The following is a 20,251-nucleotide window of genomic DNA, read 5'->3' as shown; positions in this document are numbered from 1 at the left end:
CCCCGCGGCCTCCCGGCGCCCCGGGGCCGGCGCGGCCCCGGAGCGTCCCCGGAGCGTCCCCGGCGCGTCTCGGGCGCGGGCGTCAGCCGCGGGCGGCCTGGGCGGCGCGCCGGGCCTCGCGGCGCTCGACGAAGCGGGAGGCGGTGACCTCCGTGCGGCTCAGGAAGTCCGCGAGCTCGTCGCGGGCCTTCTCGCCCTCGGCGTCGAGGCCCTCGATGTCGAAGACGCGCCACTGCCGCAGGACCGGCATGAGCACGTCGTCGAGGTGCAGGCGCAGGTCGTAGATCCCGGCGTTGGCGATGATCATCGCCTTGCGGGTGAAGCCCTCGATGCCGGTGCCGGGCATCTGGAAGGTGGTGACCACGTCGGTGACGGCGCGCATGGTCTGGCTCGGGGTGAGCTCGAAGGCCGCGGCCAGCAGGTTCCGGTAGAAGAGCATGTGCAGGTTCTCGTCGGCCGCGATCTTGGCGAGCAGGCGCTCGCAGTTCGGGTCCTTGGACGCCTTGCCGGTGTTGCGGTGGGAGATGCGGGTGGCCAGCTCCTGGAACGAGACGTACGCCAGGGAGTGCAGCACGCCCTCGTAGGCGTTGCTGAACCCGGCCTCCATGTGGACCATCCGGGCCCGCTCCAGGGCGACCGGGTCGACCGCCCGGGTGACCGTGAGGTAGTCGCGCAGGGCGGTGCCGTGGCGGTCCTCCTCCGCGGTCCAGCGGTGCACCCAGGTGCCCCAGGCGGCGTCGCGCCCGAAGGTGGTGGCGATCTCGTGGTGGTAGCTGGGGAGGTTGTCCTCGGTCAGCAGGTTCACGATGAGGGAGACGCGGGCGTCCTCGGGGATGGTCGAGTCGCTCTCGGACCAGGCCTCGCCGCCGAGCACGCCGTCGAAGTCGCGGCCCTCGGACCACGGGATGTACTCGTGCGGGAACCACTCCTTGGCGACGGCGAGGTGCCGGTCCAGTTCGCGGGCGACGACGGGCTCAAGCTCCAGCAGCAGCTCGGTCTGACTGAACTCTCGCATAAGGCTTCCCCCTCGTAGATTACGGAACCGTAACCTACGCTAGCGTAGGTAAAACGCTCTCCCCGTAGTGCGATCGCCCCTATTTATTGGCCGAGGATTTGTGGTTTTCCCAACTTGTGATGAAGGGCCTCGGGGGTGGGCGTCGGCCCGCCGCCCGCGTGCCCGGCGGCCAGGAAGACCAGCGCCATCTCGGCGGCCAGCAGCAGGCGCTCCACCAGGCCGTAGTAGTCCGGCCCGCCGACGAGGTCCGCGAACGGCGACCCCGGGTGCGCCGCCAGGAACGCGGCCAGCAGCGCCGCCGACGCCGCGCTCACCGCGCGCAGCACGGCGTCGCCGTACCGGCGGCCGAGCAGCCAGCCCGCGCCCGGCAGCGCGGTGAACACCACGGCCGCCGACCAGCGGTGGATCTCCCCGGCGACCGAGACGACCCCGGGCGCGGGGTCGGTCGGGAACGCCGCGGTCAGCAGCAGGCCGAGCGCCCCGGCGAGCAGCAGCACCCGGGCCGCCGCGCTGCGCAGCGGGTCGGTCCGGGCCAGGCCGTACGCGGTCCACAGGCAGCCCGACGCCAGCGCCAGCGTGCCGCCGACCAGCGCCCAGGCTGTGGCGTCCACCAGCGCGTAGTCGCTGACCAGTCCGGACATCGGGTCCACGGCCCCGCCGGCGGCCAGGTGCGCGTAGGCCGTCGCGGCCGCGGCGAGCACGGCCCCGGCCCGGCCGAGCCGGGACCACACCGCGTCCCCGGCGTCCCCGGCGTCCCCGGTCTCCCCGATGTCCCGGGCGCCCCCGGCGGCACCCGCGTCCTCGGCGCTTCCCACACTCCCCGCGTATCCGGCGTCCCTCACCGCGCCACCTCCCGGTAGATCTCCTCGAACCGGGCCAGGGAGGCCTCGTGGTCGTGGGTCAGCGCGATGGCGCGGCCCGCCGCGCCCATGGCGGCCCGCAGCCCGGGGGACTCCAGCAGCGCGGTCAGGTGGCCGGCCAGCGCCCGGACGTCACCGGGCCGGTACAGGTGGCCGTTCTCGCCGGGCCGCACCAGGTGGGGCAGGGCCATCGCGTCGGCGGCGACCACCGGCAGGCCGCTGGCCATGGCCTCCAGCGTGGCGATGCTCTGCAGCTCCGCGACGCCCGGCATGGCGAAGACGTCGGCGGCGGCGTAGGCGTCGGGCAGCATCCCGTCCGGGACGAAGCCGAGGAAGACCACGTGGTCGCCGACGCCGATGCGCCGCGCCAGCTTCTCCAGCGCGGCCCGCCGGTTGCCGGTCCCGGCCAGCACCACCTGGGCCTCGGTCCCGTTCAGGATGTACGGCAGCGCGCGGACGAGCTCGTCGAGCCGTTTCTCCTCGTCCAGCCGCCCGACGAACAGCACGGTCGGCAGGTCGGGCAGGTCCAGGGCCTTCCGCGCCCACCTGCGGGGCTCGGCGCGCGGCTGGAACCGCCCGAGGTCGATGCCGCACGAGACCGGCTCGACGGGGCGGTCGAAGCCCTTGCCTGCCAGGAGGCCGGCCGCGATGCGGGTCGGCGTGGTGATCCGGTCGGCCCGGGAGAAGACCCGGTTGAAGTCGCGCCAGGCGAGGTCGCCCGCCCGCGTGCGGAGCGGCCCGGGGACGTGCGCGAACTGGAAGAGGTTGTCGGGCATGAAGTGGTTGGTGGCGACCACCGGGACGCCCGCGCGCCGGGCGGCCGAGATCGCCGCCCGGCCCACCACGAAGTGCCCCTGGACGTGGACCACGTCGGGATCGATCGCGCGGACCAGGCCGTCGAGCCTGGCCGGGACCGAGACCCGCATGGTCGGGTGGACCAGCAGCGGCGCCGAGCGCAGCCGGTGCACCGTCACCCCGTCCACGAGCTGGGTCCTGGCCGGCCCGGTGTCCGAGGCGCAGACCACGTGCACGTCGTTGCCCCGCCGGGCCAGGCCCCGGGCGAGCCGGTGGGTGAAGTAGGAGGCGCCGTTCACGTCCGGGGGGTAGGTGTCGGTGCCGATCAGCACCCGGCGCGGAGGGGTGGTGGAGGACCCGGCCTCCGGAGCGGGGGCGGGGGCGGGGCCCGGGTCGGAGACGGGGAGGGGGACGGGGACGGGCAGGGCCATGGGGACTCCTTCGTCGGGGGTCGGGCCGGGCGGGACGGGTGGTGAGGACGGCGGCCGGGCGGGCCGCGGGCGGCTGGTGCGGGCGGAGGGGTTCATGGACCGGTCGGGCCGGGGGCGGGCGAGAGCGGGGTGGTCCGGGCCAGGGCGACGGTCCCGGCGGCGGTGAGCCCGGCCGCGGCCAGGGCGGTGAGCGTGCTCGCCACCCCGGTGGGCAGGGGCTCGCCGAGCAGCAGGGCGCCGAACGCGACGGCGGTGAGCGGGTCGGCCACCTGCAGGGCGGCGAAGGCGAGGCCGAAGTGGCCGACGGCGTAGGCGCGCTGCAGCAGGGCCAGCGCGAACAGCGCGGGCACGGGGGTCGCGAGCAGGAGCCAGAGCTCCACGCCGCCGCTCACCAGGACGCGGGCGAGGGTGGCGGTCGCGCCGTAGAGCACGCCCGCCCCGGTCGCCAGCAGCGCGGCGCGCCCGGCGGGGGAGACCCGGCCCGCGGCGGCCCGCAGCGCCAGGGCGACGGCGGCCGCCGCCGCGAGCAGGGCCGCCGCCTTCCCGATGCCGAGGGACGGCGGGCCGCCGTGCTCCGGGACCACCAGGACCAGGCCGGCGAGCCCGGCCGCGATCACCGCGGCGGAGGCCAGCTCCCCGCGCCGGGGTCTGCGGTGCCGCAGCGCCGCGGCGCAGGGCAGGGCGAACAGGAGGCTGGCCACCCCCATCGGCTGGACCACCGTGAGCGGGCCGTACCTGAGCGCGACGATGTGCAGGGCCGTACCCGCGCCGATGGCCAGGCCGCCGAGCAGCCACCGGGGGCGGCGCAGCAGGCGGGTGAGGGCGGGGCCGGCCGCGCCGACCGCCTCGAACTGCTGCAGCGCGGCGCCCAGCGCGAAGAACAGCGATCCCGCCAGCGCCAGGCCGGCCGCGAGCACAGTCATGCGCACTCCTCCCAGAGCAGATCAAGGCATGGCGAGATGACCGCGACGCCTCGCGGAGGCGTCCGGACGGGGGCTTGCGGTGAATTACTGGCAGCGTCCCGCAGGGAGCGGGCCCGGATCCATGGGGGATCTCCCTGACTTCCGGATGAGATCCCTGAGAGCCGCATGGGGGACGGGAGGGGGGCCGGGCCGGGCGCGGGGGCCCGGCGGGCCCGGCCGGACCGCTGCGCGGGGTCCGGCGGGAGGGGACCGGGGGAGACTGGGGGAGGAGGCCGGGGGAGGGGTCAGTCGGCCGTGACCGGCTCCGGCTCCGGCTCGGGGAGGGCGGGGCTCCGGCGGCGCCGCAGGTGCCGGACCACCTCGACGACCACGGTGATCGTCACGGCGATGCCGAGGCCGAGCAGCAGGCCCTTGACCGGGTCGTGCTCGAAGGCGGCGCCGCCCACGTAGCCGATCAGGGCCGAGTAGACCGCCCAGGAGACGGCGGCGACGGCGTCGAACAGGGCGAAGGACCGGCGGGGGTAGGCGACCGCGCCCATCGTCAGCGTGCAGGCCGTACGGCCGCCCGGAATGTAGCGGGCGACCACCAGGACGAGCCCGCCCCGCTCGGCCAGCGCGCGCTCCGCCCAGGCGAAGGCCTTTCCGGTCCGCCTGCCGTTGCGCAGCCTGCCGTGGGTGGTGCGGCCGATGGCGTAGGAGATGTGGTCGCCGGTGAAGGCGCCCAGTGCCGCCACGGCGATCACCAGGGCCACGTCCGGCGCGCCGGTGGAGGCGGCGAACACGCCCGCCGTGATGACCGAGGTCTCGGCGGGCACGACGGGGAAGAACCCGTCGAGCACCGCCAGCGCGAACAGCGCGAGATAGATCCAGGGCGAGGACATCGCCTGCTGGAGGGCGTCGAGGATGGCTTGGGTCACGACCGGGCTCCATCGGTGTCGGGGATCTGCCAGGACACGCTGGCGGGTCTCGGGCCCGCCGTCGACCGGGAGGCTCCCCGGTCCTCCGCCGGAGGTGCCCCGGAGACCTCTCCGGGGCGCACCGCGCGGACCGTACGGATTCTGCCGGTTCCGCCGGTTCGCGGGCATCGCACGAACGGCGGCGCCCACCCCTGACTTTCGTCAGGGGGAGATCTCGGACCTGGGACGGAGACGACCGGCTGCGGCGGGCCTGTACCGTCGCAGGGTGACGATCCCCCGGCCCGTTCTGCGGGACCTGCTGCTCTGGGCGGCCCTGTGCCCGCCGGTGCTGCTGTCCCCGCCCGTGCCGGCGGTCTGGGAGCCGGTGGACGGCGGGACGTGGCTGTGGACGGCCCTGGCGGGGGCGGCGGTCCTGACGGCGGCCGTGCTCGTCCGGCGCAGGGCCCCGCTCGCCGCCGCGCTGACCGTGCTGGCCGCGGGCTCGCTCGACCTGGGCGAGGGCTGGGCCACCGTGCACCTGTGGGGGCTCGACGACCGGCTCATCGGGCAGGTGAAGCTGGTCCCGCTGAACGGCTTCACCCCCGCCCTCGTGGTCCTCGGCTACCTGGTCGGACGGCGGATGAGCCGCGCCAGGCCCGCCGCGCTGGCCTACGGCGCGATCCTGGGCACGGGCGCCCTGTGCACCATGGCCGTCTCCTGCGGCCCGCGGCCCGACCCCTCGGTCGCGGGCTTCTGGTTCCCCGCCCTGTCCGGAGTGCTGGTCTGGGCCGCCCTGCCCTGGCTGGCCGGGCTGCTGCGGCGCCAGCGCGTGGAGGCGCGCACCCGGGAGAGCGCCCTGGTCGCCGCCCAGGTGCGGCTCCGCGAGCGCAACCGGATCGCCCAGGACATGCACGACTCGATCGGCCACGACCTGGCGCTGATCGCCCTGCGGGCCGCCGCCCTGGAGATGGCGCCCGACCTGGACGAGCGGCACCGGCGGGCGGCGGGGGAGCTGCGGGCCGCCGCCGCCGACACCACCGAGCGCCTGCGCCGGGTCATCGGCGTCCTGCGCGAGGACGACGAGGCGCCGCTCACCCCGGCGGTGGAGAGCGTCGCCGGGATCGTGGAGCGGGCGCGGGCCTCGGGCATGGAGGTGGAGTTGCGCGGCCCGGGCGGGCTCCGCGACCACACGGCCTGCCGGATCGTCCAGGAGGCGCTGACCAACGCCGCCAAGCACGCGCCCGGCGCCCCGGTCACGGTCGAGCTGGCCGCCTCCTCCGGAGAGATCCGGCTGACCGTCGGCAACCCGGCCCCCGGGTCGGCGCCCGCCGCGCCGCCGCCCGGCGGCGGCCTCGGCCTGATGGGACTGCGCGAGCGGGTACGGCTGGCGGGCGGCACGTTCGAGGCGGCTCCCCGCGCGGGCGGTTTCCGGGTCGCGGCGCGCTTCCCCGCGGAACGGGCTGCCGAGCCCGGGGCGGGCCGCGCGGGGGAGGCGGAGCGGTCCGGGGAACCGCCGGGCGCGCGGGAGTCCGAGAAGGGAGCGCGATGATCCGGGTGCTGCTGGCCGACGACGAGGCCATGATCCGGGCGGGGGTGCGGGCCATCCTGACCGCCGACCCGGAGATCGAGGTGGTCGCCGAGGCGGGCGACGGGCGGGAGGCGGTCGAGCAGGCGCTCGCCCACCGCCCCGGCGTCGTCCTGCTCGACGTCCGGATGCCGCGGCTGGACGGCCTGGCGGCCGTCGCCGAGCTGCGCCGCGCCGTACCCGAGGCGGCGGTGCTGATGCTGACCACGTTCGGCGAGGACGAGTACATCGCCCGCGCCCTGGCCGAGGGCGCCGCCGGGTTCCTGCTGAAGTCCGGGGACCCGCGCGAGCTGCTGGCCGGGATCCGCGCCGCGGCGGAGGGCGCGGCCTATCTGTCCCCCCGGGTCGCCCGCCGGGTCATCAGCGAGCTGGCCGGGGGCCGGCTGACGCGCGCCGCGGCGGCCCGCGAGCAGGTGGCCGGGCTCACCCCGCGCGAGCGCGAGGTCCTCGGCCTGCTCGGGGCGGGGCTGTCCAACGCGCAGATCGCCCGCCGCCTCCACCTGGTCGAGGGGACCGTCAAGGCGCACGTCAGCGCGATCCTCACCCGGCTGGGCGCGCGCAACCGGGTGCAGGCCGCGATCCGCGCCTACGAGGCGGGGCTGCTGGAGGAGGAGCCGTCCGGCTGACCGGTCAGGCGGCCGGCGCCGGCTCGTGCTGGAGCCGGCGCATGACGCGCAGGAAGGCGCCGACGGAGAAGGCCGCGGCCAGGCCGGTGATGACGGCGACGGCGGCGGTGCGGACCAGCAGGTAGCTGCCGATCGACTGGTGGAGCAGGAGCCAGATGCTCACCGCGGAGTTGGCCAGCAGCACGAAGGCCCACAGCAGGGTGATCCGGGCGAAGAACCGGCGGACCCGCTCGTGCCTGAGCACCACCGCGGGCAGGTGGACGTAGTCGAGGGTGAGCTTCTGCACCATCGGCCGACGCAGCCGCACCGAGGCGAGGAAGACCATGCTGATGCAGATCGTGCCCAGCTCGGGCTGGAGGAAGAAGTACACCGGCTCGTCGAGCCAGAAGCTGATCACGGTGCGGAGCGTGATCGCCAGCGCGGCGAGGTACATCGTCGCGGGCACCGGTGTCCGCCGGACGAGCCGCCAGCCCACTCCCGCGTACACCCAGGTCATCGCCGCGAGCATCCCGCCCGTCTCGCCGAGTGCGGCGAAGGCGGCGTAGAAGACGGCGAGGGGGGCGACGACGCCCTCCAGCAGGCGCGGCACCGCCTGGCGGGCCAGCGCGGTGAGGCGGGGCAGGGTGACGGCTTGGTGGCTCATACGGCTCCAGGACGATGGGACGACCGGCACCGGGGAACCGGCGCCTACCCCGGTGGGCCTCGATCAGGCATACGGGGAGTGTTCCATTGATTTACGGAATCGTTACTCCGTCGGTCGGCGACTCACGGTACCCGACCGGCGGAGGTGTCATGGCGCGAATCCGCGGGTCCTTGCGGCCGGGTGACGGTTCCGGAACCTACCCGCGCGGGGCCCGGTCTCCGCGCCGGGGGCGCCAAGACCGGGTAGATCGTCCGCAGGCCCGGTGCCGTCAGCCGAGCGACGCCGTGGCCAGCCGTGCGCCGAAGCCGACGAACAGCGTGCCCGCCGCGGCGGTGAGGGCCGCGGCCAGCCTGCGCCGCCGCCGGAACTGCGCGGCCAGGTAGGTGCCGCCGAAGATCAGCGTGCTCAGGTAGAGCATGCTGAAGACCTGCACGATCGCGCCGAGGACGAGGAACGACAGGGCGGGGGCCGGGTAGGCCGGGTCCACGAACTGGATGAAGAAGGAGATGAAGAACAGGATCGCCTTCGGGTTCAGCAGGCTGACGACGAGCGCCCTGCGGAAGGGGTCCGCCTCCGCGGTGCTCCCCGCCGCGCTCACGACGCCTTCCGGGCTTCCCGCCGCGGCCGCCGCGGCCCCGTCCGCCCGGGCGGCCCGCCGCGACCGCCAGGCCCCGCGCAGCATCTGCAGGCCCATCCAGGCGAGGTAGGCCGCGCCCGCGTACTTCACGGCGTTGAACAGCAGCGGATGCGCCTTCAGCACCGAGGCGGCCCCGGCCGCCGAGAGGATCATGAGCACCGAGTCGCCGACGAACACGCCCGCCGCGCCCCGGTAGCCCTGCCGGATCCCGCGCCGGGCGGCCGTGGTCAGGACGTAGAGGGAGTTCGGGCCGGGGAGCAGGATGATGAGGAACGCGCCGGCGACGTAGGTCCAGATGTCGGTGACACCGAAGAACATGAAGGGACTCCAGGGGGCAAAAGGGATCCGGTATCACCGTACTCGCCCCGGGCGGGCCACCGTACCCGCCCCGGGCGGCCCGCAGCGGCGGGGTGCCGGAGCGCCGCCCGCCGCGGATCCGCGCGGGCGGCGGCGGGGTCCGCGCGGGAACCGGGACCGGATGCCGGGGGTCGCCGGGCGGTGACCAGGCGTGACGGCGAGCACTTCGGATCGGTGCCGGAAGCCCTCGTCTTTTGGGTCTTGTGAACCACCGCTGTCAAGGCTACGATCGCGACAACTCTTAGGAAACTTTCCTAAAAAAAGAACCGAATGGAGTCGAGATGACCCGTTCGCACCCCCCGTGAACCGCGATGAGCTGTGACGACGCCTTCCACCCTGAGGCCGCCACCCGGCCTCCCGGGCGGTGAGGCGCGTACGCCCCTCCCCCCGGCGGAACGGGGAGGCTCGGTGAGCCACCCCATCCGTCACCCTTCCTGACAGGTGCGGCAAGATTCCCGGCCGCCGCCGACGCCGGCCGCGCCCCGCACCGCACCGCCGAACCACGGCCCGCCCGTCTCTCCTGCGCCACGGGACGGGCCCTGCCCGCCGTACGGCCGGCGCGCCCCTTCCCCTCCCCTCCCCGGGGCCCCTCCCCGGGTGGGGCGCGCGCCGTACGGCCACCCCCCCACCGAAACATCGAGGTCAACGTGAGATTCCGCGTCATCGCCCGATCCGCCGTCGCGCTGGCGGCACTCCTGCTGAGCACCGTGGTCGCGTCGCCGGCCCAGGCCGCCTCGGTCACCGCCGCGTTCACCAAGACCGCGGACTGGGGCTCCGGATTCGAGGGCAAGTACACGATCAAGAACGAGACCGGGTCCGCGATCAGCTCGTGGAAGGTCGAGTTCGACCTCCCCGCCGGGACGACCGTCAGCTCCTTCTGGGACGCGACGCTCACCCGCAGCGGGCAGCACTTCACCTTCGCCAACGTCGGCTGGAACGGCGCCGTCGCCCCCGGCGCGACGGTGAGCTTCGGCTTCATCGGCTCGCCCGGCGGAGCGGCCGCCGCACCGGCGAACTGCAAGGTCAACGGCGCCGACTGCGGCGGATACGGCGGCGGCCCGACCGACCCCGACCTGCCCGGCAGGCCCGGCACGCCGAGCGCGACCGGCGGCTCGAAGAGCATCACCCTGTCCTGGGGCGCGTCCTCGGGGACGGTGACCGGCTACCGCGTCTACGAGGGCTCCGCGGTGAAGGCCGCCGTCACCGGCACCAGCGCCACGATCACCGGCCTGGGCGACTGCGAGACGCACACCTACACCGTCAAGGCATACAACGCGGCCGGGGAGTCCGCCGGCGCCGAGGCCACCGCCACCACCGCAGGCTGCTCCACCGGGCCCCTGCCGGAGCACTTCCTCACCGGCTACTGGCACAACTTCGACAACGCCGCCGTCGAGCTGCGCCTGTCCGCGGTGCCCACCGACTACGACCTGGTCGCGGTCTCCTTCGGCGAGGCCACGAACACCCCCGGCGAGGTCGTCTTCGGCGTGGACCCGGGCCTGTCCGCCTCCCTCGGCGGCTACACCGACGCCCAGTTCAAGGCCGACGTCAAGACCCTCCAGTCACGCGGGCAGAAGGTCATCCTCTCGGTCGGCGGGGAGAAGGGCCGCGTCCAGGTGGCCTCCGCCGCCGCCGCGGCGGAGTTCGCCGACAGCGTCCACGGCCTGATCCGGGAGTACGGCTTCGACGGCGTGGACATCGACCTGGAGAACGGCCTCAACGCCACCTACATGGCCCAGGCGCTGCGGGACCTGCACGCCAGGACCGGCCCCGGCCTGATCATCACCATGGCCCCGCAGACCATCGACATGCAGTCCACCGGCGCCGAGTACTTCAAGCTCGCGCTGAGCATCAAGGACATCCTCACCGTCGTCCACACCCAGTACTACAACTCCGGCTCGATGCTCGGCTGCGACCGGATGGCCGCCTACTCGCAGGGCACGGTCGACTTCCTGACCGCGCTGGCCTGCATCCAGCTGGAGAACGGCCTGCGCCCCGACCAGGTGGCGCTCGGCCTGCCCGCCGGGCCCGGCGCGGCCGGCGGCGGGATCGTCGCCCCGGCCGTGGTCAACCAGGCGCTGACCTGCCTGGCCACCCGGACGGACTGCGGCCGCTTCACGCCGCCGCGCGCCTACCCCGGCATCCGGGGCGCGATGACCTGGTCGATCAACTGGGACGCGAGCAACGGCTGGAACTTCTCCAGGACCGTCAAGCCCCACCTGGCGACCCTCCCCTGAACCTCCCGCACCCCCGCGAATCTCCCGACCCCCAAGGAGAACCCATGCGACTGCGACGTGCGGCACTGGCCGTACCCGCCGCCCTGACCGTGGCGCTCACCGGGGCCCTCACCGGGCCGTCCGCCCTCGCCGCGCCCGTCCCCGCCTCCGCGCCCGCCCTCCAGGCGGCCGTGCTGTCGGCCGCCCCCCAGTGGCAGGCGTGGACGGCCTACACCGCCGGCACCGTGGTGACCTACAACGGCACCGACTACCAGGCGATCCAGAGCCACACCTCCCAGCCGGGCTGGGAGCCGCCGAACGTCCCCGCGCTCTGGAAGCCCGTCTCCGGCGGCCCCACCCAGCCGCCCGGCGTGCCCGGCGCACCCGGCGACCTCCGGGTGACCGGCACGACGAACTCCTCGATCTCCCTGGCGTGGAACGCCTCCTCCGGCACCGTGACCGGCTACCGGGTCTACGAAGGCTCCTCGGCCAGGGCGACCGTCACCGGCACCGGCGCCACCGTCTCCGGCCTGGGCGCCTGCACCACCCACACCTACACCGTCAAGGCCTACAACGCCCAGGGCGAGTCGGCCGCGAGCGGCCAGGTCACCGCCACCACCGGCGGCTGCACCACCCCGCCGCCGCCCGGGCGCATGCCCGGCGCGCCGTACCTCTACATGGGCTGGGGCAACCCGCCGAGCCCGGCCACGGTCATGAACGCCACCGGCGTCAAGTCGTTCACCATGGCGTTCATCCTGTCCAGCGGCGGCTGCACCCCCGCCTGGGACGGCAACCGGCCGCTGACCGGCGGCGCCGACGCCCAGGCCATCTCGCAGATCAAGGCCGCCGGCGGCAGCGTGCAGATCTCCTTCGGCGGCTGGTCCGGCAACAAGCTCGGCCCGAACTGCGCCACCCCGCAGGCCTTCGCCGGGGCCGTGCAGCAGGTCATCAACGCCGTCGGCCCGGCGGTGGTCGACTTCGACATCGAGAACACCGACGAGTTCGAGAACTACACCGTCCAGGACCGCATCCTCAACGGCCTGAAGATCGTCAAGCAGAACAACCCGAACGTCAAGGTCGTGGTGACCTTCGGCACCACCCGCACCGGCCCGAACGCGCACGGCCTGCGCCTGATCAACCAGGCGAAGGCGCTCGGCGTGCCGATCGACAACTACACCATCATGCCGTTCGACTTCGGCAGCTCCGACATCTACACCGACACCGTCAACGCCGCCGAGGGTCTGAAGAACGCGCTCAAGTCCGCGTACGGCTGGAGCGACGCCCAGGCCTACGCCCGCATGGGCATCTCCGGCATGAACGGCCTGTCCGACCAGCAGGAGCTGACCACCCCCGCCACCTGGCAGCGGATCACCGACTGGGCCAAGTCCAAGGGCCTGACCCGCCTGGCCTACTGGTCGGTCAACCGCGACCGCGGCTGCCCCGGCGGCGGCGTGACCTCCAACTGCAGCGGCATCTCCCAGAGCGACTGGGAGTTCACCCGGATCACCGCCGGCTTCTGACGGCGGCGAGGTGGCCGCACGGCGGACGAGCGCCTCCCGGACCCGGCCCCGCCCCGCCCGGGAGGCGCTCCCCGCGCACCCACGGCGCCGCCGCTCCCCGCCCCCCCACGAGAGCCCCGCGAGGCAGACCATGCGACGACGACCGACACCGGCACGGCGCCCGGCGACCGCGCGCCGGACGATCCCCACGAGGCTCGCCGCGGCGACCGCGGCCGCGCTGGGCGCCGCGGTGCTCGCCGCCCCGCCCGCGCACGCCGCGAACGTCATGACCAACCCCGGCTTCGAGGACGGGCTGACCGGCTGGACCTGCTCGGCCTCCTCCGGCGCGGCGGCGGTGTCCGCGCCGGTGCACGGCGGCGGCAGGGCGCTGCAGGCCACCCCGGCCGGCTCCGACACCGCGCGCTGCGCGCAGACGGTCCCGGTGCGGCCGGGCTCGTCGTACACGCTCTCGGCGTGGGTGCGGGGCGGCTACGTCTTCCTGGGCGTGGAGGGCACCGGCACCGCCGACACCAGCACCTGGGCGTCCTCTCCGTCGGCCTACACGCAGCTGACCCGGACCTTCACCACCGGCCCGGCCACGACGTCGGTCACCGTCTACGTCAGCGGCTGGTACGGCCAGGGCGCCTACCAGGCCGACGACCTCGTCCTCGACGGCCCGCCCGGACAGGGCCAGGCCCCGCCCGCCCCGACCGGCCTGACCGGCGCCGGGACGGCCACCGCCGCCACCCTGCGCTGGAACGCCGTCGCGGGCGCGACCGGCTACACCGTCTACCGGGACGGCGTCCGGGCCGGCACGGCCACCGGCACCTCCTACACCGACACCCCGCCGCCCGGCACCTACGACTACCAGGTGACCGCCTCCAACGCGGCCGGGGAGTCGCCCAGGTCCGCGGCCGTCCCGGTGACCGTCGGCGACGACGATCCACCGCCCCCGGACCCCGGGCTGCCCCGGCGGGTGCTCGTCGGCTATCTGCACGCCTCCTTCGCCAACGGCTCCGGCTACGTGCGCATGGCCGACGTCCCGGACGAGTGGGACGTCGTCAACCTCGCCTTCGGCGAACCGACCTCCGTCACCTCCGGCGACATCCGCTTCACCCGCTGCCCGGCCGCCGAGTGCCCGGGCGTCGAGTCCGAGGCGGAGTTCACCGCGGCCATCCGCGCCAAGCAGGCGGCCGGGAAGAAGGTGCTGATCTCGATCGGCGGGCAGAACGGGCAGGTCCAGCTCACCACCGCCGCCGCACGCGACGCGTTCGTGCGCTCGGTGAGCGCGATCATCGACAGGTACGGCCTCGACGGGCTGGACATCGACTTCGAGGGCCATTCGCTCTACCTCGACCCCGGCGACACCGACCTGGCGCGCCCCACCACCCCGGTGGTCGTCAACCTGATCGCCGCGCTGAAGGCGCTCAAGGCGAGGTACGGCGAGGACTTCGTGCTGACCATGGCGCCCGAGACGTTCTTCGTCCAGCTGGGCCACCAGTTCTACGGCCCCGGCCCCGCCGGCGCCGCCGACCGCAGGTCCGCCTCCTACCTGCCGGTCGTCCACGCCATGCGCGACGACCTGACCCTGCTGCACGTCCAGGACTACAACTCCGGACCGATCATGGGCCTGGACGGCCGGTACCACACCATGGGCACGCACGACTTCCACGTGGCCATGACCGACATGCTGCTCGCCGGCTTCCCCATCGCGGGGGACCCGGGCAACGTCTTCCCGGCCCTGCGCCAGGACCAGGTCGCCATCGGCCTGCCCGCCGCGCCCTGGGCGGGGAACGGCTTCACCACGGTGGCCGAGGTCCACAAGGCCTTCGACTGCCTGGCGAAGGGCGTGAACTGCGGGCCGTACAAGCCGAAGGGCGTCTACCCGGACCTGCGCGGCCTGATGACCTGGTCGATCAACTGGGACACGTACAACGGCCACGAGTTCTCCCGCAGCCACCGGTCCTACCTCGACCGGCTCGGCTGAACGAGCCCCTCGCCGCCGGGAGAGACGGACTCCCGGCGGCGAGGCCCGGCGCCGCACCCGGATCATCACGTACGGTGACGGCTTTGCCGCCCCGCCGCCCAGGCGGAGGCGGTGCGGCGGGGCGGCCCGAACCTGGGAGGCAGGTCTCGTTTCCGTGTCCGGGTGGCTGGCCGCTCGCGACATCCGGCAGGCTAGGGCCCGCCATGGACAACGCAATTCTCACGGGGATCGTCCTCGTCACAGGTGTCGTGCTCGCTCTGGTCGCCCAGTGGAGGGGCTGGCGCCCGTCGCTGCCCGTCATCCTCGCCGTCGGAATCGGCGTCCGGGTGCTCATCATGGCCGTCGCGGCCAGGAGCGACTGGCAGCCGGTCGACTTCGTCAACAGCTTCAAACCCGCCGGCGAGGCGATCCTCAACCGCGAGGACCCCGTCCTCGGCAGCAGGGGCGGCTGGCACTTCCTGCCGACCATCCCGTACGTGTACGGCCTGCTGCTCTGGCTCGGCATCCCGTGGGAGTGGGCGGGGCGCCTGGTCACCGTGATGGCCGACATCGTCCTGATCCCGCTGGTCGGCAAGCTCGCCGGGGGGTCCGCCGCCTCCCTGCGCGCCTTCCAGTACGCCTGCAACCCCCTGGCGATCCTCGTCGCCTCCATCCACGGCCAGGTCGAGCCGGTCGCCCTCGTCTTCGGCGTCGCCGCCTTCGTCGTGGCACGCGGCCCCGGCGCCCCCGACCGCCCGGGCCTGCGCACCGACCCGATCGCCTACGTGCGCCGGAGCGTCGCCGCCCACGGGATCGGCGGCGCCGTACGGCAGGCGGTGCGCCAGGGGCTCACCCCGCGCGAGGGAGACCGGGCCGCGCTGCGCCGGGCGCTGCTCGCGGGCCTGCTGATGGGCCTGGCGCTGTGCGCCAAGAGCTGGCCGATCTGGCTGATCCCCGGCATGCTCCTGCTGCTGCCGACGTTCCGGGCCCGCGCGGTCGCGTTCGTGGCGACCGGCGCGGTCCCGCTCTTCTTCCTGGTCACCCTGCCGGTCTTCGCGGGCACCACGCTGGAGCAGATCCCCGAGGTCATCCGGGTGATCCAGCACATCCGCCCGATCGTCGGGGAGTGGGGCTACAGCGCGATCCTCGTCGACGGCCACTGGACCCTCGACGCCGGCATCGCCACCTTCGGCACCCGGATGACCTACGTCATGCTCGTGGTCGCCGCCTTCCTGTGGCGCCGTGCCGACCCGGTCGACCTCACCACGGCCCTGCTGATCACCTTCATGATCTTCACGCCCCGGCTCGGCGCGCAGTACCTGCTGTGGTTCATGCCGTTCCTCGTCGCCCGCCCGACCCGCTTCGCCTGGCCCGTCATCCTCGGGACCTCCTTCTGGGCGGCGTACGGCTACCTGTACATGACCCAGTTCACCGCCGCCGAATGGTCGGCCCTGCACTCGGTCTGGGCGCAGGCGTCGATCGTGCTGCTCCCCGTCCTGGCCCTGGGCCTGCCCTGGGGGCGCCGCGTCTCGGCCGCCGAGCCCGACGCCCCCGCCCCCGCCCCCGGCTCCGATCCGGACGGGCAGGTCCCGCCCGTCCCGGAACGCGCCTGAGCAGCCCCGTGCCGAACGGCCGCCCGCCGCGCCCCGGCCCCGGGCACGCCGACCCGCGGCACACGCCGCCGTTCGCCCCGGGAGGCGGTGCCGCGGCACGCGGCGGGGCGGGCGGCCGCGGGGCGGGGGACACCGGGCACCGGCGGAGCGGCGGCTGCTAGGTTCCGGAACTGTGACGAACAACGTGGAAGTCCTGCGCTACACCGCTTTCACCCACGACCCGGCGGGCGGCAACCCCGCCGGCATCGTCCTCGACGCCGCCGGGCTCCCGGACGCGCGGATGCGGGCCGTCGCCGCCGAGGTCGGCTACTCCGAGACCGCCTTCCTGACCGAGCGCGACGACGAGGCCCGCGCCTTCCGGGTCCGCTACTTCGCGCCCTCGGCCGAAGTCGACTTCTGCGGGCACGCCACGATCGCCACCGCGGTGGCCCTGGCCGAGCGGCTCGGGACGGGACCGCTGACCTTCCGCACCAACGCGGGCGAGATCGCCGTGGAGACCGGCGTCGACGGCGAGACGCTGCTCGCCACGCTCACCAGCGTGCCCACCCGCTCGGCGTCCGCGCCCGAGGACGCGCTGGACGAGGCGCTCGCCGCGCTGCGCTGGTCCCGCGACGAGCTGGACAGGGCCTTCCCCCCGCACGTCGCCTTCGGCGGGGTCCACCACCTCGTGCTCGCCGCCGCCTCCCGCGCGCGCCTGGCCGACCTGCACTACGACTTCGAGGCGCTGAGAGAGGTCATGACGCGCCGCGGCTGGACGACGGTGAACCTCTTCTGGCGCGAGAACGACCGGCGCTACCACGCGCGCAACCCCTTCCCGGTGGGCGGGGTGGTCGAGGACCCGGCGACCGGGGCCGCGGCCGCCGCCTTCGGCGGCTACCTGCGGGCCCTGGGGACCGAGGTGAAGGAGTTCACCGTCATCCAGGGCGTGGACATGGGGCGGCCCAGCGAGCTGAAGGTCTCGATCGCCGAGGCCGACGGCCGCAGCCGGGTGGGCGGCGGAGCCGTCGCGATGGAGGCCGCCTGATCCCGACGCCCGCCCGCCCCTGCCCGCGCCGCCTCCCGGTCGCGGGGCCGGCGGCGCGCGGCGCTCCGCCGGTCCGGCCGCGGACGTCCGATTCCTGCAAGACGCCGCGGCGGCCGGGCCGTACGGTCGGAGCATGAAGACGCTGACCGACGACGCCCTGGCCGCGGCCAGGCGATATCTGCTGCTCAACGCCCGGCTGATCGACCGGCTCCGGTGCGAGAGCCTGCTCGACGGCGCGCCGCCGGACCGGGTGCTGGCCGTACTGCGGGGCTACCAGAACGCCGACGGCGGGTTCGGCCACGCCCTGGAGCCCGACCTGCGCGGGCCGGACAGCCAGCCCGAGCCCGTCGAGGTGGCGTTCTGGATCCTCGACGAGCTGGACGCCTTCGACGACCCGATGGTGATCCGCGCCTGCGACCACCTGCTGACGGTCACCACCCCGGACGGGGGCGTGCCGTTCGTGCTGCCGAGCGTGCGCACCTCCCCCCGGGCGCCGTGGTGGGAGACCCCCGACGAGCCGCCCGGCTCCCTGATACCGACCGCCTCCATCGCCGCGCTGCTGCACAAGCACCGCGTCGACCACCCGTGGCTCGCCCCGGCCACCGAGTTCACCTGGGCCGCGATCGGCAAGGAGGACAAGCCCACGCCCTACACCGCGCGGGCGATCGTGCACTTCCTGGAGCACGCCCCGGACCGCGACCGCGCCCTCGGCGAGTTCGCCCGGCTCCGCGAGGCGATCCTGGCCACCGTGGCCCTCGACCCGGACACGCCGGGGGAGGTGCACTTCCCGCTCGACTTCGCGCCCGAGCCCATCACGCTGCCGCTCTTCGGGGAGGAGGTGCTGGAGCGGCACCTCGACGCGCTGATCGACCAGCAGGGCGAGGACGGCGGCTGGAGGCCGAACTTCCCGATGTGGACGCCGGTCGTCGCCCACGAGTGGGGCGGCTTCACCACCGTGGCGCGGCTGAGGACCCTCAAGGCCTACGGCCGGCTGACGAGCTGACCCAGGGGGACGCCGGCCAGCCGCCGCACCTCGTTGGACAGGTGCGACTGGTCGGCGTAACCGCTGGCCAGCGCCACCTCGGCCGGCGGGAGCCCGCTCCTGGCCAGCCGCAGCGCCCGCTGGAACCGCACCACCCGCTGCAGCACCTTGGGGCCGTACCCGAAGGCGCGCACGCACCGCCGGTGCAGCTGCCGCTCGCTCAGCCCGAGGTCCCAGGCGACCTGCCCGACGCCCCGCCCGGCCCGCAGCTCCCGGGCGATCGCCGGGGCGGCCGGGTCCGGCCCGGGTGCCGCGCGCAGCCGTACGGCCAGCGCCTCCTGGGCGGTCTCGAGGCTCAGGGGCTCGGCGGCGAGCTCCGGCAGCGTGCCCAGGTCGGCCAGGGGCACCCGCTGGTCGCGCAGGGCCTCGACCGGAACCCCCAGCACCCCGCCCACCGCGCCGGGCCGGAACCGGATCCCGGTGTAGCGGTCACCCGGGGCGAGCCGGACCGGTGCCGGGCCGGTGTCGGGCCCGGCCACCTGGGGGCCCCGGGGACCCCAGACCAGGTCGACGCAGCCGTCCGGCACGACCAGCCCGACACGGGCGGACGTCGCCACGCGCGTCCAGACGCACACGAGCCGCCCGGCCAGGGCCGGGACGGGGGCCTGCTCGCGGTACATGTGCTCAGGGTACGGCCGAGGCCCCGGAGGGAGGGAGGTCCTCCGGCCTCACGCCGGCCCGGCCGGCGGGAGCGGGACGGTCGCGCCCGCCGTCCTGCGGGACCTGCCCGGAGACGATCGCCGCGGCCCACGCGCCCCGGGGGTCGCTGTCGATCAGCAGGGCGCGGACCAGCAGGCTGAGCGGGATGGCCAGGAGCGCGCCCAAAGGTCCGAGCACGAACGCCCAGACGATGAGGGACAGGAACGTCACGGTCGTGGACAGGCCGACCGCGTCGCCGAGGAATTTGGGCTGGACGAGTGACTGGACCACGAAGTTGATCGCGATGTAGGCGGCGATCACGAAGACCATCGTCTCGAACCCTCCCTCCAGCAGGCCGAGCAGGGCGGGCGGGATGAGGCCGATGACGAAGCCGATGTTCGGGATGTAGTTCGTGATCAGGGCGAGCACCCCCCACAGGAGGGGGAGCGGGACACCCAGGAACCAGAGCGCGGCGGCGTCCAGCACGGCGCAGATGATGCCGAAGACGGTGGAGACGACCAGGTAGCGGCGGGTCTTGTGGGCGAAGTCGTCCAGCGCGGCGGCCAGCGCAGGCCGGGAGCCGCCGCCCCAGGCCAGGGCCCGGGAGAAGGACTGGGCGTCCAGGCACATGGCGAGCAGCAGGATCACGATGAAGACCAGGCTGGAGAAGACGTCGAGCAGTCCCGTGGCGAACCCTTGGACGAAGGTGAAGACCTTGCCGGGGTCGAAGGAGCTGAGCGCCTGGTCGATCTGCTCGTTGCCGATGCCCATCCGGGCGGCGAAGTCCTGCGCCTGCTTGACGAGTTCGCCGAACTGGTCGCTGTAGGCCGGAGCGAGACCCGCCAGCTGCGCGACGGAGATCGTCATGATCGCCACCATGCCGAGCAGCACGGACAGCACGATGGCCAGGGGGACCGCGATCAGCAGCCACCCGGGGGCGCCGTGCCTGCCGAGCCAGGTCCGGACCGGGGAGACGGCGATGACGAGCACCAGTGCCAGGAGCATGGGGCCGAGGATGGAGCCGACCTCCCTGGCCCCGGCGAGCGTGATCACGGCCGCCGCCGTGCACAGCAGGATGCCCAGGGCCCGGGGGATGCCTCGTTGGTCTGTCACGTCTGCCTATCTACCCAGTGGGCGAAAAGCACGTCCCTGTCGGGGGCCGCGACTGATTTGACGCTCCCGGCGGGCCTACATATAGTTCACAGGCCCGAGGGGGGTCGGCGGAGACCGCCGAAGACCCCGGGACCCCTCCGACTCGCACCTGCTCGGTGAGGCTTCATGTCTCGACGAGATTCGGCTGGACAAGAGCCGAATGTCAGGGTAAGTTAGAAGGGTTGCTCCGGAGACGGAGCGGTTCCGGTCGGACCGGGACCGTGCGAAACGGGACGATTTGCCCCGGATCGGCACGGACCGGTAAGATGGAACACCGAAACGAACGAAACGCCCCGCGAGCGGCGGGCCGCCTGGCCGGCCGGGAGCGGTGGACG

The 20,251-nt window shown here is 74.4% G+C and carries 17 protein-coding genes; 8 read left to right on the top strand and 9 right to left on the bottom strand.

Annotation, left to right across the window (positions count from 1 at the left end; genetic code table 11):
* Window positions 1-82 precede the first annotated feature (82 nt).
* The 5 genes from ABD823_RS01120 to ABD823_RS01100 all read right to left on the bottom strand — a co-directional run bounded on the left by ABD823_RS01120 (window position 83) and on the right by ABD823_RS01100 (window position 4,941).
* On the bottom strand, window positions 83-1,015 hold the full coding sequence (locus ABD823_RS01120; RefSeq protein ID WP_344854864.1) for an acyl-ACP desaturase: 933 nt from the start codon (window positions 1,013-1,015) through the stop codon (window positions 83-85).
* A gap of 83 nt (window positions 1,016-1,098) precedes the next feature.
* Window positions 1,099-1,857 (bottom strand): DUF998 domain-containing protein, encoded by a 759-nt coding sequence (locus ABD823_RS01115; RefSeq protein ID WP_344854862.1) that lies wholly within the window; start codon window positions 1,855-1,857, stop codon window positions 1,099-1,101.
* Window positions 1,854-3,101, bottom strand: coding sequence for a glycosyltransferase (locus tag ABD823_RS01110; protein WP_344854860.1), 1,248 nt, complete (start codon window positions 3,099-3,101; stop codon window positions 1,854-1,856). Before ABD823_RS01110 ends, ABD823_RS01115 begins: the two co-directional genes overlap by 4 nt.
* A 92-nt stretch (window positions 3,102-3,193) precedes the next feature.
* Window positions 3,194-4,024, bottom strand: a complete 831-nt coding sequence (locus ABD823_RS01105; RefSeq protein WP_344854858.1) for a DMT family transporter — start codon at window positions 4,022-4,024, stop codon at window positions 3,194-3,196.
* Between the two features lie 284 nt (window positions 4,025-4,308).
* Window positions 4,309-4,941: a DedA family protein gene (locus ABD823_RS01100; RefSeq protein WP_344854856.1), complete on the bottom strand. Its 633-nt coding sequence runs from the start codon at window positions 4,939-4,941 to the stop codon at window positions 4,309-4,311.
* Window positions 4,942-5,206: 265 nt separating this feature from the next.
* Between ABD823_RS01100 and ABD823_RS01095 the strand changes: the two genes are divergently transcribed.
* Both ABD823_RS01095 and ABD823_RS01090 read left to right on the top strand, forming a co-directional pair.
* Window positions 5,207-6,469, top strand: coding sequence for a sensor histidine kinase (locus ABD823_RS01095; protein WP_344854854.1), 1,263 nt, complete (start codon window positions 5,207-5,209; stop codon window positions 6,467-6,469).
* Complete coding sequence (locus ABD823_RS01090; protein WP_344854852.1) at window positions 6,466-7,131, top strand: response regulator; 666 nt, start codon at window positions 6,466-6,468, stop codon at window positions 7,129-7,131. Before ABD823_RS01095 ends, ABD823_RS01090 begins: the two co-directional genes overlap by 4 nt.
* 4 nt (window positions 7,132-7,135) lie before the next feature.
* Here ABD823_RS01090 and ABD823_RS01085 read toward each other — a convergent pair whose 3' ends face one another.
* Window positions 7,136-7,774, bottom strand: a complete 639-nt coding sequence (locus ABD823_RS01085; RefSeq protein ID WP_344854850.1) for a VC0807 family protein — start codon at window positions 7,772-7,774, stop codon at window positions 7,136-7,138.
* Between the two features lie 268 nt (window positions 7,775-8,042).
* Window positions 8,043-8,729: a leucine efflux protein LeuE gene (leuE, locus tag ABD823_RS01080; protein ID WP_344854848.1), complete on the bottom strand. Its 687-nt coding sequence runs from the start codon at window positions 8,727-8,729 to the stop codon at window positions 8,043-8,045.
* A gap of 686 nt (window positions 8,730-9,415) precedes the next feature.
* On the opposite strand from leuE, the gene ABD823_RS01075 reads away from it, so the two are divergent.
* The 6 genes from ABD823_RS01075 to ABD823_RS01050 all read left to right on the top strand — a co-directional run bounded on the left by ABD823_RS01075 (window position 9,416) and on the right by ABD823_RS01050 (window position 18,086).
* Entirely contained in the window at window positions 9,416-11,002 is a 1,587-nt protein-coding gene (locus tag ABD823_RS01075) for a chitinase (RefSeq protein ID WP_344854846.1), read from the top strand.
* Between the two features lie 44 nt (window positions 11,003-11,046).
* Complete coding sequence (locus ABD823_RS01070; RefSeq protein WP_344854844.1) at window positions 11,047-12,501, top strand: carbohydrate-binding protein; 1,455 nt, start codon at window positions 11,047-11,049, stop codon at window positions 12,499-12,501.
* A 130-nt stretch (window positions 12,502-12,631) separates the two neighbouring features.
* Window positions 12,632-14,467 carry a chitinase gene (locus tag ABD823_RS01065; protein WP_344854842.1) on the top strand — a complete coding sequence of 612 codons (1,836 nt, stop codon included), beginning with the start codon at window positions 12,632-12,634 and terminating at the stop codon, window positions 14,465-14,467.
* Window positions 14,468-14,670: 203 nt separating this feature from the next.
* Window positions 14,671-16,059: a hypothetical protein gene (locus tag ABD823_RS01060; protein ID WP_344854840.1), complete on the top strand. Its 1,389-nt coding sequence runs from the start codon at window positions 14,671-14,673 to the stop codon at window positions 16,057-16,059.
* A 172-nt stretch (window positions 16,060-16,231) separates the two neighbouring features.
* On the top strand, window positions 16,232-17,083 hold the full coding sequence (locus ABD823_RS01055; protein ID WP_344854837.1) for a PhzF family phenazine biosynthesis protein: 852 nt from the start codon (window positions 16,232-16,234) through the stop codon (window positions 17,081-17,083).
* Window positions 17,084-17,216: 133 nt separating this feature from the next.
* Window positions 17,217-18,086: a hypothetical protein gene (locus tag ABD823_RS01050; RefSeq protein WP_344854835.1), complete on the top strand. Its 870-nt coding sequence runs from the start codon at window positions 17,217-17,219 to the stop codon at window positions 18,084-18,086.
* Here the strand turns inward: ABD823_RS01050 and ABD823_RS01045 are convergent.
* Both ABD823_RS01045 and ABD823_RS01040 read right to left on the bottom strand, forming a co-directional pair.
* On the bottom strand, window positions 18,065-18,745 hold the full coding sequence (locus ABD823_RS01045; RefSeq protein WP_344854833.1) for a helix-turn-helix domain-containing protein: 681 nt from the start codon (window positions 18,743-18,745) through the stop codon (window positions 18,065-18,067). The genes ABD823_RS01050 and ABD823_RS01045 overlap by 22 nt on opposite strands.
* 4 nt (window positions 18,746-18,749) lie before the next feature.
* The gene (locus tag ABD823_RS01040) at window positions 18,750-19,877 is read right to left on the bottom strand and encodes an AI-2E family transporter (protein ID WP_344854831.1); all 1,128 of its coding nucleotides are present in this window, start codon (window positions 19,875-19,877) and stop codon (window positions 18,750-18,752) included.
* Between the last annotated feature and the right edge of the window lie 374 nt (window positions 19,878-20,251).

This window comes from Planomonospora alba, from assembly GCF_039534085.1.
Classification (GTDB): Bacteria; Actinomycetota; Actinomycetes; order Streptosporangiales; family Streptosporangiaceae; genus Planomonospora_B; species Planomonospora_B alba.
This window is presented reverse-complemented; position numbering and strand designations above follow the sequence as displayed.